We start from the raw sequence: 12679 nt of genomic DNA on the forward strand, positions 1-12679 counted from the left end.
ACAGCGGCTGATGGGGCCGGGATGATGGCAGTCTGAGAGCGGACTGAGAACCGTTCGGCCCGCTCGTCGGCACGACCAACGGGAGATGACGCATGGCTGACAGGCAGTTCGACGCGGATGTGGTGGTGGTCGGTGCGGGGCCCACCGGCCTGCTGCTCGCCGGCGACCTGGCGGCGGCGGGGCTGCGGGTGACGGTGCTGGAGAAGCGGGGCACGGAGTCGAACCTGACCCGGGCGTTCGCCGTGCACGCCCGCACCCTGGAGCAGCTGGACGCCCGCGGTCTGGCGGACGACCTCGTCGCCACCGGGCGGCCGGTCTCGTCGCTGCGGCTGTTCGGCCGGCTGGCGGTCGACCTGGGCTCGCTGCCGTCGCGCTTCCCGTTCGTGCTGGTCACGCCGCAGTCGCACACCGAGCGGCTGCTCCAGGAGCGGGCGACGAAGGCGGGGGCGGTGATCCGGCGGGGCGCCGAGGTCGTGGGCCTGCGGCAGGACGCGGCGGGGGTGCGGCTGGACGTCCGCGAGGGCGACGCGGAGTCCTCCGTCCGTGCGGTGTACGCGGTCGGTACGGACGGCGTGCACAGCACCGTCCGCGACCTGCTGGGCATCCCGTTCCCGGGGGAGTCGGTGGTCGAGTCGGTGATGCTGGCCGACGTGCGGCTGGAGCGGGAGCCGGAGGACGCGCTGACGGTCGGCGCCGGCGAGGACGGCTTCGCGCTCCTCGCCCCGTTCGGCGACGGCTGGTACCGGGTGGTGGCGTGGGACCGCAACCACCCGGCGCCCGACGGCACCCCGGTGGACACGGACGCGCTGGCGGCGCTGATGACGTCCGTGCTGGGCACCGACCACGGCCCGCACGACGCGCGCTGGACCTCGCGCTTCCACAGTGACGAACGGCAGGTGCCCACGTACCGCTCGGGGCGGGTGTTCCTCGCGGGCGACGCGGCGCACTGCCACTCGCCGGCGGGCGGCCAGGGCATGAACACCGGCCTGCAGGACGCCGCGAACCTCGGCTGGAAGCTGGTCGGCGCGGTGCGGGGCTGGGCGCCGGACGCGCTGCTCGACACCTACCAGACGGAGCGTCACCCGGTGGGCCGGGCGGTGCTGCGCAGCTCGGGGGCGCTGATCCGGGTGGCGCTGGCGCAGTCGCTGCCGGCCCGGCTCGCCGGGGGCGTGCTGACGGCGGCCGCCGACCGGCTGGGCCCGGTGACGCGGTTCGGCGCCCGCACGGTGTCGGGCGTCTCCGTGGCGTACCCGCCGGCCGTCCCGGGGCATCCGCTGGTCGGCCGGCGCATCCCGGACCTGCGGCTGGCCGTGGACGAGCCGGGCGCGCCGTCGCGGCTGTACGAGGCGCTGCGCGCGGGCCGGTCGGTGCTGGTGAGCAACGACGAGCTGACGGTCGCCGAGCCGTGGGCGGACCGGCTGGTCACGGCGGCGCCGGCGAACCCGCACGGCAAGCTGCGCGACACCGTGCTGCTCGTCCGCCCGGACGGTTACGCGGCCTGGGCCGCCGTCGACCCGAGCGGCACGGAGGTGCGGGCCGCGCTGACGGCGTGGCTGGGACGGCCGTCGGTCTGACCGGCCGGGGCGGGGCCGCCGGGCGGGATCAGCGGCCGGCGGATTCCGTCCGGGCGGTCCGCTCGTAATGACGGGCCGCTTTCGAGCGGTTTCCGCAGACGGCCATGGAACACCAGCGGCGGCGGCCGTTCTGCGACGTGTCGAAGAAGTGGAGAATGCACGCCGGGTGGGCGCAGCGCTTGATGCGGTGCGCGTCCCGGCGGAGCAGCCCGAGGTAGTCGTCGGCGGCGAGCCAGGCGGCGAGCTGCTCCGGGCCGTCGGTCCGCACGATGTCGGCGGGGCCGTCGGCGGTGAGGGTGCGGTGGACGCCGCCGTGCGCGAGGACGGCGTTCAGGGCGTTCCGGCCCGCGGCGGAGCCGGGGGTGTCGACCAGGGCCTCCAGGGCGCTGCGGGCCTCCCGGGCAGCGGCCAGACCTGCGCGGTCGGCGGTGCAGCGGTCGGCGAGGCCGGCGGAGGAGAGCCAGAGGCGGTAGCCGTCGAGGTCGGCGAGGAGGTCGTGCTCGCCTGCGTCGCGCCAGCGGGTGTTGAGCAGGTCGAGGGCGAGGGGCTCGCCGGTCAGCGGGCGCGGGTCGCGGGGGTCGGCCATGCCGCCGAGTGTAGTGCGGGCGGGTCGGGCGCTGTTCACCGTATGAATTCATCTCCATTCTGTCGATGAATCCGGCCGGCCCGTCCGAATGCATTTCCGGCGCGTCCCGCGCAGCCCCGCGGCGGCCGTTCCTGGGTGGTTTCTGTGAGCCTGCCGAATGTCTGCCGAGAGCCGTCCCGGTCGTCGGCGGGGGCTTCTTCGGGGCCTCCGCGGGCCGTCCGGGGCTCTGTTGCGGACGTGTTGCGATCTGCCCTGAACTGGGACTTCTTTGTCGTGACCACTGTCATATGTCCGAGTTGATGACGTAGCCTCTCGACGGTGCGTAGGGTGCCCCACAGCTCGGTGTGGCAACCCCCGAACGAGTGGAACGCTGGGCCGATGCCGCCGAACTCGCCTGGTGGGGGAGGTTTCCGGATGGGGTCACAGCAACCGCAGCACGCCGGCCGGCTCAGACTGGTCGGTCTGCGCGACCAGAGTCCTGCGCCAGGAAGGCCGCAACCGTCCGGAGAGCGCATTCCGGCCGACCGGCCCGTCGCACCGCCGCCGGCCCGGGCTCCCGCCGCGCCCGCCGGTCCGGCCGCACGGCCGCCCGCGGAGGGCGCGGGAGGGCGCGGACACGACGGCGGCGCCCGGGGCGCGGCCGACCACGGCGCCGGAGGGCACGGCCTGGGCTTCGCGGAGACCCTCAACGCGGCGATCGAGGCGAGCGGCCTCAGCCTGGACCGGATCAGGTCGTCCCTCGCCCACCAGGGCGTCAGGATCAGTGTGACGACGCTCAGTTACTGGCGCCGCGGCCGCAGCCAGCCGGAGCGGGCCGCGTCGCTGCGCGCCGTCCACCTGCTGGAGGAGCTGCTCGCGCTGCGCCGCGGCACGCTCTCCTCGCTGCTCGGCCCGCCGCGCCCGCGCGGCCGGTGGATCACGCCGACCACGCACGACGCGCTGCGGGTGGAGGAGGTCTGGCCGGGCGAGGCGGAGATCGCGGAGGTCTTCGCGGAGCTGGACGCGCCGCCGACCGGCGATCTGGAGCGGCTGTCCATCCACGACGCGTACTTCGTGGACGCGAAGCGCCGCGGCCACCTGCTGCGGATGCGGCAGGTGGTGCGGGCGACCGTCGGCGGGGTGGCGCGGTGCGTGGTGGTGCACAAGGCGGACGACGGGGCGGTCGGCTGTCCGGAGATCACCTCGGTGCGGCACGCCCGGCTGGGCCGGGTGCGGCGGCGGCCGGAGAGCGGGCTGCTGATCGCCGAGCTGCTGCTGGACCGGCCGCTGGCGCTGGGCGACTCCACGGTCTTCGAGTACGAGGTGGGCATCCCCGACACCGGGCCGACGACCGACTACGGCCGGTTCTTCGCGGTGCCGGTGCGGGAGTACGTGCTGCAGGTGCACTTCGATCCGGTGGCCGTGCCGGCGCACTGCGAGCGCTTCGAGCGGGATCCGGGCGCGGAGGTGGACCGCAAGCGGGAGCAGCTGTGGATCGGGGCGTCGGCGAGCGCCCACGTGCTCGCCCCGGACCAGACGCCCGGGCAGGTCGGCATCCGCTGGCAGTGGGAGTAGGGCGACCATCTAACCATTACACCGCGCCGTACCGGTTTGCGCCCCGATTCCCTAACCCGTAGTGTCGATCTCACCGGTTAGGCAACCGGGTCGTCCCCACTTTCCGGGAGTGATGCGCCGTGTCCACCGCCACCCGCGCCCCGAGCACCCTGCAGACCGGCCACGTCGGGCTCAACGTCACCGACCTGGCGCGTTCCGTCGCGTTCTACCAACGCCTCCTCGGCCTGGAGGTCACGGCCGAGGGCACCGACCCCGACCGCCGCTTCGCCCTGCTCGGGCGCGACGGCACGCTGGTGCTCACGCTCTGGCAGCAGAGCAGCGGCACCTTCGCCACCGGCACCCCCGGGCTGCACCACCTCTCCTTCCAGGTCGCCACCGTCGAGGAGGTCCGCGCCGCCGAGGCACTCCTGACCGGCCTGGGCGCGGAGTTCGCGTACGAGGGCGTGGTGCCGCACAGCGAGGGCGGCACCTCGGGCGGGATCTTCTTCACCGACCCGGACGGCATCCGGCTGGAGGTCTTCACCCTCGCCGGGGTCGAGGCCACCGGCGCCACCGCTCCGGATCCCGCCGCCCCGACCTGCGGCTTCTTCTAGGAGGGGCGATGTGGCACGCAGGTGAGCGGGCCGTCCAGGCCCGCACCGGGCAGCAGGAGCGGGCCGACCACACCGGGCGGTCGATCGGCCGCACCGTGCCGCCGGTCGCGGCGGAGTTCCTGACCGCGCGGCGCACCCTGGTGGTCGGCGCGGCCGACGCGGAGGGCCGGCTCTGGGCCACCCAGCTCGCGGGCCCGGCCGGTTTCGTCCGCGCCGCCGACCCGCACACGCTGGCCGTCGCCGCCCGGCCCGCACCGGGCGACCCGCTCGCCGGGGTGCTGGCCGGACCGGCCGAGGTCGGCACCATCGCCCTGGACGCGGCCGGCCGGCGCCGGATGCGGGTCAACGGCCGGTCCGTACCGGACGGGCCGGGCGGCCTGCGGATCACCGCCGACCAGGTGTACGCCAACTGCCCGAAGTACATCCAGCGGCGCACACCGGCGGACGCCCCCGCGGACGCCCCGACGGCCGCGCCGTCGGCGACCTCGGCCGACCGGCTGACACTGCGCCAGCAGCTCGCGGTGGCGAACGCCGACACCTTCTTCGTCGCCACCGCGGGCCCGGACGGCCGGGTGGACGCCTCGCACCGCGGCGGATTCCCCGGGTTCGTCGAGGCGACGGCCCCGGACCGGCTGCGGTGGCCCGAGTACCCCGGCAACAGCATGTTCATGACCCTGGGCAACCTCGAGCTGTCACCGGCCACCGGCCTGCTCTTCCCCGACTGGGAGACCGGCGGCGCCCTGCTGGTCAGCGGGCGGGCCGTGGTGGACTGGTCGGACCCGGCCGCGCCGGTGGTCGCGTGCACCGTGCTGCGGGTGGTGGAGCTCGCCCACGCCACGGCGCTGACCTGGACCGACCCCGAGTACTCGCCCGCCAACCCGGCGCCGGGCCGTCGCGGGACGCCTGCGGCGGCACCGCCGGGCGCCTAGCGAAGGACACCGGCCAGCACGTCGGCTGACGGTCCGCAAGCTCACGCACATTCATAATATTTTGACACTTATCAGGTGATATTTAGTCGGTTCCGGGTGGAACACATCCCTCTCCGCACCACGAGAAGGGATCCCACCGTGCTGATGGAGTTCACCGAGGTCGAGCCGGACGGCGCGTGCGCCTGCCCCGGCTGCGGCGCCCGCCGCCTCGCACGGCTGCACGCCGCCCGGCCCGCCGACGGCGGCCACCCCTCCGCCCGCGGCGCCCGCCGCGCCGCCGTCCTGGTGGCCGCCGTCGGCACCGTGCTCGGCGGCACCGCCGGCTCGATAGCCGCCGCCCCCCTGACCGTCACCGCGGACGCCCCCGCACCCGGCACCCCCCAGGGCGAGGTCGCCGGACCCTTCGGCGGCCCGACCCTGCAGTCCCGCGCGCTGCAGCCCGCCACCACGCGCGAGGAGATCGTCGCCCGCGCCCAGAGCTGGGTGAACCAGAAGGTGCCCTACTCGATGAGCCGCTACTGGAGCGACGGCTACCGGCAGGACTGCTCCGGCTTCGTCTCGATGGCCTGGGGCCTGGGCAGCAGCCAGACCACCTGGACCCTGCCCAACTTCGCCGACCGCATCACCAAGGCCGAGCTGCAGCCCGGCGACGCGCTCGTCTACAACGACTCGGCGAACCCGCAGAGCGGCTCGCACGTCGTCCTCTTCGGCGGCTGGGTCGACACCGCGCACACCCGCTACACCGCGTACGAGCAGACCAGCCCCACCACGATCAAGCGCAGCACCCCCTACGCGTACTGGAGCCACGCCGGCTCCTACGTGCCGTACCGCTACCGCGGCCTGACGGCCACCACCTCGCAGACCGCCTTCCCCGGCCTCGGCTACTTCGCCCCCGGCCAGAAGAACGCGTACGTGACCCGGCTCGGCGAGATGCTGGTCGAGCGCGGCGCCGGACGCTTCTACCCGGACGGCCCGGGCCAGGCCTGGGACGACGCCGACCGGCAGGCCACCGAGGCGTTCCAGCGGGCCCAGGGGTGGGCCGACGGAGAGGCCGACGGCTACCCCGGCAAGGACACCTGGGCGATGCTCGTCGCGGGCAAGGGCCGGGACATCCCCGCCCCCGCCCCGCCGCCGGCGCCCGTACCGCCCGTGCCTCCGGCCCCGCCGGTGCCTCCCCCGCCCCCGGTACCGCCGACACCGACGGTGCCGACGGTGCCGACGGTGCCGGTCACCGCGTACCCCGGCGCGGACGCCTTCGGCCCGGGCCGGAGCAACGCCTTCGTCCGGCTGCTGGGCGAGCAGCTCGTCCGCAAGGGCTTCGGGGCGTACTACGCCGTCGGCCCCGGCCCCGACTGGAGCGAGAACGACCGGCTGAACGTCGAGGCGTTCCAGCGGGCCCAGGGGTGGACCGGCGCGGAGGCGGACGGCTACCCCGGACCGCACACCTGGCGGCTGCTCCTCGGGTGACCCGCCCCGCCGGTCGGCCGACCGGCGTCAGCCGACCGGGCGGCCGACGCCGTCGCCGTGCAGCCGCACCCAGGCGTGCATGGCGATGGCGGCGGCCGCCCCGGCGTTGATCGACCGGGTCGAGCCGAACTGCGCGATCGAGCAGACCGCCGACGCGTGCTCCCAGGCCTCCTCGGTCAGCCCCGGACCCTCCTGCCCGAACAGCAGCACGCACCGCGCGGGCAGCTCGTACGTCTCCAGCGGGACGGCGCCCGGCAGGTTGTCGATGCCGATCAGCGGCAGGCCCTCCGCCGCGGCGAAGGCCGCCAGCGAGGCCACCGACCCGTGGTGCCGCACGTGCTGGTAGCGGTCGGTCACCATGGCGCCGCGGCGGTTCCAGCGGCGGCGGCCGACGATGTGCACCTGCTCCGCCAGGAACGCGTTGGCCGTGCGCACCACCGAGCCGATGTTGAAGTCGTGCTGCCAGTTCTCCACCGCGACGTGGAAGCCGTGCCGCCGGGTGTCGAGGTCGGCGACGATCGCCTCGCGGGTCCAGTAGCGGTAGCGGTCGACCACGTTGCGCCGGTCGCCCGCGGCGAGCAGCTCGCCGTCCCAGTGGTCGCCCTCGGGCCAGGGCACCGGGTGCGGGCCGACCCCGATCTCCCGGTCACCCGGCTGGAAGGCGTCGTCGTACTGCTCGCCCTCGTGGGGCACTCCGGTCTCGCTCACGCCCCCGAGGGTACGCGGCGCCGCCGTACGGCCTTCTCCAGGTCCGCGGCGGCCTGCAGCATCAGCAGCGCCCCGGCGTGGGCGAGCGCGCCGGCGTCCGCCGGGCCGGGGGCGGACCGCCCGTCCGTCCCGTCGGTCCAGCGGGCGTACGCCTCCCGGAGTCCGGAGAAGTCGACCGGCTCGCCGATCAGCACCGCCGCGGCGGCGATCGCGGTGGCGTCGCGCAGCTCCTCGGCGAACTCCGCGGCGCCGGGCACCGCCGGGCTGCCGGCGTCCGGCAGGTGGGCCTCCAGCAGCGTCGCACTGCGCGCCAGCACGCCGACCGCGGTGCGGGCGCGGTCGAGCTGCTTGCGGGAGAGGTCGGGCAGCCGGTCGGCGTGCCGGACGGGCTCGGCATCGGCCCGCGCCATCGCCTCCAGCAGCTCGGAACGCGCCTCCCGGGCGTCCAGCAGGGCGTCGCGCACCGCCCGGTCGCCGCGGCCGGCCGGTGCGCCGAACGCGCCGATCACCGCCGAGCCGTAGCGGCCCGCCGAGGCCAGCCACTCCGCGAGCCGCTCCGCCAGCCGGGCCGTCTGCCAGGTCGGGAACAGCGCGTACGCGCCGAGCGCGACCGCACCGCCCAGCAGGGTCAGCAGCACCCGCTCCGCCGCCGTCTGCAGCGGGTCGCCCGCCTGCAGCCCGAGCAGGAACACCACGTACGAGGAGACGCAGGCCGTCGTCACCGCGTAGCCCGTACGGATCGTCAGGTACGCGCCGGCGATGCACACCACGGCGAGCGCCGCGGACACCCACGCGTTCGGGTCCAGCAGCTGGACGACGGCGGTGGTGAACGCCACCCCGGCCACCGTGCCCGCGAGGCGGGCCACACCGCGGCTGAAGGTCTGCGCGAAGTCCGGACGCATCACCATGGCCGCCGTCAGCGGCGCCCAGTAGCCGTGGTGCAGCCCGAGCGGACGGGACGCGAGGTAGGCGACGGTCACGACCCCGGAGAGCCGCACCGCGTGCTGGAACACCGCCGACCGCGGCTGCAGCTGACGGCGGACGGCCTGCGCGGCCTGGGCCGCCTGCGGGCGGAGCGACGGCCGCCCGCCGTGCGGGCGCCCGTCCTCCGGCTCGACGACGGCCCCCCGGGCCTGCCGGTCGAGCGTGTCCGCCGCCCGGCCGAGCTGCGAGGCCAGCCGCCGGGCCGAGCGCCGGGCCGCCCCGGTGAGGCGGCCGCCCTCGGCCGCGGTCGCCAGGGTCAGGGCCGGTGTGCTCGACGGCGGCCGGACGGGCTCGCCCGTCCGGATCGCCCGGGCCAGGGCGTCCAGCGACTCCGCGGCGGCGGCCAGGATCTCGCGGGCCCGGTCACGGCCGGGGCCCTCCGCGGGGGCGCCGACCCCCGGGTGGGCGAGCGCCGCCAGCGTGGGACGGATGTGCTCGGCGATGCCACGCAGGCCGCTCAGCTCGCGCGGCCGCCGGCGCTCCTGCCGGACGGTCAGGTCGGCGGCCCGCCGCGCGGTGATGAACGGCTCCGGGTCGAGGTGGGCGGTCGGGTCGTGGCGGAGCCGGCGGGCGTGGTCGGCGAGTTCGGCGTAGGTGTCGGCGAGTGCGTCGCGGTGGCCGCGCCAGCGGTCGACCGGCCAGACGGCCACGAGCAGGGCCTGCACGCCGCCGCCGAGCGCGCAGAGCAGTCCGTGGCCGAGGGCGGTGGCGAGGCTGACGGGCAGCTGGACGACGACCAGCATCACCGAGACGGTGGTCGCGGCGACCGTGCCGGCGGTCGGGCCGACCGCCCACACCATGCCCGCCCCGAAGGACCAGACGGCCAGGAGCACCGGGAAGGCCCCCGGCACGCCGACCGCGGCGTAGCCGAGGAAGGTGCTGGCGCCGAGGGCGATGCCGGCGGCGGCGGCGAGCGAGGCCCGGGAGCGGAAGGTGCGCTGGAACGTCGCGGTGCCCGCGATGAAGGCGCCCATCGCCGCGGAGGTGGCGGGGCCCGGCCCGGCGAGGGCGAGCACCGGGAACACCACGAGGGCCACCGCGAGCGCGCCGCGCACCGCCCGGCGCGGGTCGTTGACGGCGCGGTCCGGCACGAGCCCCGCCTTCGCGGTGTCACGAAGCGCAACGGACCAGGGCATAACGGGCAGTCTAGGTGGTCTCCGGCCCCCCGGCCGGACGGCGCGGGAGCACCCCCCGCAGGGTGCCCGGGCGCAGCGCGCCGACCTGCAGCAGGAACGCCGTCGGCAGGAAGACCGCGTCGGCGGCGATCATCGCCAGTGAGAAGAACGGCAGCCCGAGGAGGACCGCGATGCCGGCGTGCTCCGCGATCATCAGGGCGAGCAGCACGTTCTTCAGCCGGCGGTTCAGCAGCGTGAAGGGGAAGCCGACCTGGAGGATCACGGTGCCGTAGCTGAGCGCGAAGGTGAGCAGGAGGCTGGAGCCGAGCAGGGCGGAGAGACCCGGCCAGGGGGTGAAGTAGTCGAGGTGCAGCGGATAGTGCAGCGCGGTGCCGTCCTGCCAGCGGGAGCCCTGCACCTTGTACCAGCCGGCGGTGGAGTAGATCAGCACCACCTGCACGGCGATGATCAGCATGCCGCAGTTGTGCAGCATCGTGGCCAGGGCGTCGGCGACCGCCCGCACCTCGCCGGTCGGGCCCGCGGCCGCCCGGCGGGCCCGGCGCCGGGCGTCCAGCGACCAGACCCGGCCGCACCGGACGAGCACCAGGTACAGCGCCATCAGGTGGACGACGTTGTCGCCGCCGTCGCCGACCAGCACGTTGCGGTTCTGCAGCGACAGCACCGTCACCGCGAACAGCACCGCGGACGCGCGCGTCCGCCAGCCGAGCACCATGAGCACGGCGGCGGCGATCGCCAGGTGGTAGACGGTCTCGAACCACAGCCGGCCGTCCGACCAGGTGAGCACGGTGAAGGCGTGGGTCGCCGACAGCAGCGTGTCGGCGAGCTCCGGCGACCACGGTGAGCGGTCGCCGTACAGCACCCGCCGTTCGGGCCACTCCCGGAGCAGGTAGCCCAGCCAGGCCAGGCCGAAGCCGATCCGCACCACCGCCGCCTGGTGGCGGCCGACGGTGACGGTGGTGAAGGCGTCGAAGAGCCGCTCGAACCGGGTGGGCGGCAGCGCCGCCGGGTCCGCGGCCTCGCGGGAGGCCTGCCCGGGCAGGGCCGCCGTCCCCGACGGCGGGGCGTCGTGGCTCACAGCAGCCCCTCGAAGTCGTGGGCGTCGACCGGCCACCAGGGCAGCTCCCGGTGCCCGGCGTCCTCGGCGGGCTGCCCGGGGCTCCACGCGGGCGGGGCGACGGCCGTCGCCGTGGACCGGAACTGGATCTGCAGGACGCGCTCGCCGCCGGGTGTCCGGCCGAGCCGCTGCAGGGCGATCCGCTTCAGGTACTCCTCGGCGAGCTTGCCGCGCCGGCCGTCGGCGACGGCCCCGTCGCCCTCCGGGTGGGACGACTCGTAGAAGTCCCAGGCCCGGCGCAGCATGTTCTGGTCGACATGGCTGGGCGCCGGGTTGTGCCGGATCGCCGCGATGTCCCGGGCGGTCAGGCCGACCCAGTCACGGGTGTGCACCCCGCCGTCGTCGGCCACGGTCTGCACCCGGACGTCGACGGAGACGTTCTCCTGCAGCGGGTTCGGGGCGAAGAGCTTCCAGTTCTGCTCCAGCTCGGGGAAGACGATGCCGTCCACCTGCTGCTGGTAACGCTGCGAGACCGCGTTGGACGGCGCCACGTGCAGGAACACGGCACCCAGCAGGATGCCGGTGGCGCCGATCATGCCCGCGCCGGAGAGGCACAGCACGGTCAGCGCCGGCGTCGACCAGGTGCGCACGGCGGTCTCCTCCCCCAGCGGCGCGGTTGCCCGGTCATCCTGCCGCACCCGGGCCGCGGGGGACAGCGCCTGCGCGGGGCGGCCGTCAGAGGACGAAGGGGTCCCGGCCGTCGCTGCTCACCATCGGGCGGCCGGCGGCCTCCCAGGCGAACATGCCGCCGTCGACGTTGACCGCGTCGCGGCCCTGCGCCACCAGGTACTGCACGACCTGCGCGGAGCGGCCGCCGACCCGGCAGAGCACGTACAGCCGGTCGTCGGGCAGCTCGTCGAGGCGGGCGACGACCTGGCCGATCGGGATGTGCCGGGCTCCGTCCACGTGGCCGGCGTCCCACTCGTCCTGCTCCCGGACGTCGAGCAGCGCGGCCCCGGCGGGCACGGACGCGGCGTCGGTGGTGGGCAGCGCTTGGGCGAACATCGTCCGGGTCTCCTGGGGATCGGGGTGCGAGGAGGGGTCCTCGCCTCCATTGTGCCGACTCGGACCGGCCTCGGGGTGCTCCGCGTCGGACAGCAGCCGCTCCAGTTCGGCGCGGCGCTCGGAGGCGCGGCCGAGGAGCTGCTCCGCGAGTTCCTCCAGCAGCCGCTCCGGCTCCTGCGGGGCCAGCAGCAGGAGTTCGCCCATGGGCGTGCGCTCCAGCCGCACCTGCTCGGTGGCGAGCTGCCCGATCCGGGCGGTCAGCCACTCCAGGCGGCGCAGCAGCCAGGCGGGCCGCTCGTCGGAGCCGGGGTCTGGCGCGCTCTCCGGCGCGGTCGACCACTCCCCGGCGAGCTCCTCCAGGGCGACGGCGTCGCCGTGGGCGTACGCCTCGTTGACGCGGGAGATGAACGCGGAGCGGCGCTCCTGCTCGGCCGGGTCGGTGGTGAGGTCGGGGTGGGCGCGCCGGGCGAGGTCGCGGTAGATCCGCTGGGCTTCCCGGTCGGGGCGGACCTTCGCGGCGGCGGGCGGCTCGGGGGCGAGGTCGGCGGTGGCGGGGTCGTCCGGCTCGGCGACCCGGCTGCGGGCCTCGGCGGCGAGGCGCAGCGCCTCGGGGTCGCCGGTGCGGGCGGCCACGGTCTCCGCGATCAGCGCGTCCAGCTCGTCGAGCCGGGCGTAGATCGGGCCGAGCAGCCGGTGGTGGACGAGCGCGAAGTTGTCGATCTCGACGCGGAGGGTCTCGACGTCGACGTCGAGGGTCAGCCAGGCCAGCTCGGTCGCGGCCACCCGCTCCTCCAGCTGCAGCCGCTCCTGCTCGCTCCACTGCGCGGGGCTCTCCGCACTCACCCGTGCCTCCCGCAAGCAGCCGGTCGTCCGGCCTGCCACCCTACCGGTGCCCTGCGGTCATCCCGACGGGCCGCGCTCCCCTGGCCCGTTCGGCTGAACTCGCAGCGTCCGGAGGCGCACACTGAGTGACACGCAACCGATACCGACGAATCTCACCGATTCGCTGTCGAAGGCGCCCCCGCACGT

The 12679-nt window shown here is 75.6% G+C and carries 11 protein-coding genes; 5 read left to right on the forward strand and 6 right to left on the reverse strand.

The window, feature by feature from the left end:
- Positions 1-92 precede the first annotated feature (92 nt).
- Complete coding sequence (locus OG335_RS18765) at positions 93-1574, forward strand: FAD-dependent monooxygenase (protein ID WP_405012274.1); 1482 nt, start codon at positions 93-95, stop codon at positions 1572-1574.
- A gap of 28 nt (positions 1575-1602) precedes the next feature.
- Here OG335_RS18765 and OG335_RS18770 read toward each other — a convergent pair whose 3' ends face one another.
- Positions 1603-2160, reverse strand: coding sequence for a CGNR zinc finger domain-containing protein (locus tag OG335_RS18770; RefSeq protein ID WP_405012275.1), 558 nt, complete (start codon positions 2158-2160; stop codon positions 1603-1605).
- Between the two features lie 414 nt (positions 2161-2574).
- Between OG335_RS18770 and OG335_RS18775 the strand changes: the two genes are divergently transcribed.
- The 4 genes from OG335_RS18775 to OG335_RS18790 all read left to right on the forward strand — a co-directional run bounded on the left by OG335_RS18775 (position 2575) and on the right by OG335_RS18790 (position 6703).
- Positions 2575-3714, forward strand: a complete 1140-nt coding sequence (locus OG335_RS18775; protein ID WP_405012276.1) for a hypothetical protein — start codon at positions 2575-2577, stop codon at positions 3712-3714.
- Positions 3715-3833: 119 nt separating this feature from the next.
- Positions 3834-4307: a VOC family protein gene (locus tag OG335_RS18780; RefSeq protein ID WP_405012277.1), complete on the forward strand. Its 474-nt coding sequence runs from the start codon at positions 3834-3836 to the stop codon at positions 4305-4307.
- An 8-nt stretch (positions 4308-4315) separates the two neighbouring features.
- Entirely contained in the window at positions 4316-5236 is a 921-nt protein-coding gene (locus OG335_RS18785) for a pyridoxamine 5'-phosphate oxidase family protein (protein WP_405012278.1), read from the forward strand.
- Positions 5237-5380: 144 nt separating this feature from the next.
- Complete coding sequence (locus OG335_RS18790; RefSeq protein WP_405015444.1) at positions 5381-6703, forward strand: peptidoglycan-binding protein; 1323 nt, start codon at positions 5381-5383, stop codon at positions 6701-6703.
- Between the two features lie 27 nt (positions 6704-6730).
- On the opposite strand, the gene OG335_RS18795 is transcribed toward OG335_RS18790, so the two are convergent.
- The 5 genes from OG335_RS18795 to OG335_RS18815 all read right to left on the reverse strand — a co-directional run bounded on the left by OG335_RS18795 (position 6731) and on the right by OG335_RS18815 (position 12493).
- Positions 6731-7411, reverse strand: coding sequence for a TrmH family RNA methyltransferase (locus OG335_RS18795; protein ID WP_405012279.1), 681 nt, complete (start codon positions 7409-7411; stop codon positions 6731-6733).
- On the reverse strand, positions 7408-9531 hold the full coding sequence (locus OG335_RS18800; protein WP_405012280.1) for an FUSC family protein: 2124 nt from the start codon (positions 9529-9531) through the stop codon (positions 7408-7410). The genes OG335_RS18795 and OG335_RS18800 overlap by 4 nt, the downstream gene beginning before the upstream one ends.
- Before the next feature lie 10 nt (positions 9532-9541).
- Positions 9542-10606 carry an HTTM domain-containing protein gene (locus tag OG335_RS18805; protein ID WP_405012281.1) on the reverse strand — a complete coding sequence of 355 codons (1065 nt, stop codon included), beginning with the start codon at positions 10604-10606 and terminating at the stop codon, positions 9542-9544.
- Positions 10603-11235, reverse strand: coding sequence for a DUF5819 family protein (locus OG335_RS18810; RefSeq protein ID WP_405012282.1), 633 nt, complete (start codon positions 11233-11235; stop codon positions 10603-10605). The genes OG335_RS18805 and OG335_RS18810 overlap by 4 nt, the downstream gene beginning before the upstream one ends.
- 85 nt (positions 11236-11320) lie before the next feature.
- Positions 11321-12493 (reverse strand): rhodanese-like domain-containing protein, encoded by a 1173-nt coding sequence (locus OG335_RS18815; RefSeq protein WP_405012283.1) that lies wholly within the window; start codon positions 12491-12493, stop codon positions 11321-11323.
- Positions 12494-12679 lie beyond the last annotated feature (186 nt).

It is taken from the genome of Kitasatospora sp. NBC_01539, assembly GCF_045040525.1.
Taxonomy (GTDB): Bacteria; Actinomycetota; Actinomycetes; order Streptomycetales; family Streptomycetaceae; genus Kitasatospora.

Bases quoted from the DNA above. Each gene is read 5' to 3' on its own strand.
- OG335_RS18765 (WP_405012274.1), top strand. From the start codon at position 93: ATGGCTGACAGGCAGTTCGACGCGGATGTGGTGGTGGTCGGTGCGGGG.
- OG335_RS18785 (WP_405012278.1), top strand. From the start codon at position 4,316: ATGTGGCACGCAGGTGAGCGGGCCGTCCAGGCCCGCACCGGGCAGCAG.
- OG335_RS18800 (WP_405012280.1), bottom strand. From the start codon at position 9,531: ATGCCCTGGTCCGTTGCGCTTCGTGACACCGCGAAGGCGGGGCTCGTG.
- OG335_RS18790 (WP_405015444.1), top strand. From the start codon at position 5,381: ATGGAGTTCACCGAGGTCGAGCCGGACGGCGCGTGCGCCTGCCCCGGC.
- OG335_RS18775 (WP_405012276.1), top strand. From the start codon at position 2,575: ATGGGGTCACAGCAACCGCAGCACGCCGGCCGGCTCAGACTGGTCGGT.
- OG335_RS18770 (WP_405012275.1), bottom strand. From the start codon at position 2,160: ATGGCCGACCCCCGCGACCCGCGCCCGCTGACCGGCGAGCCCCTCGCC.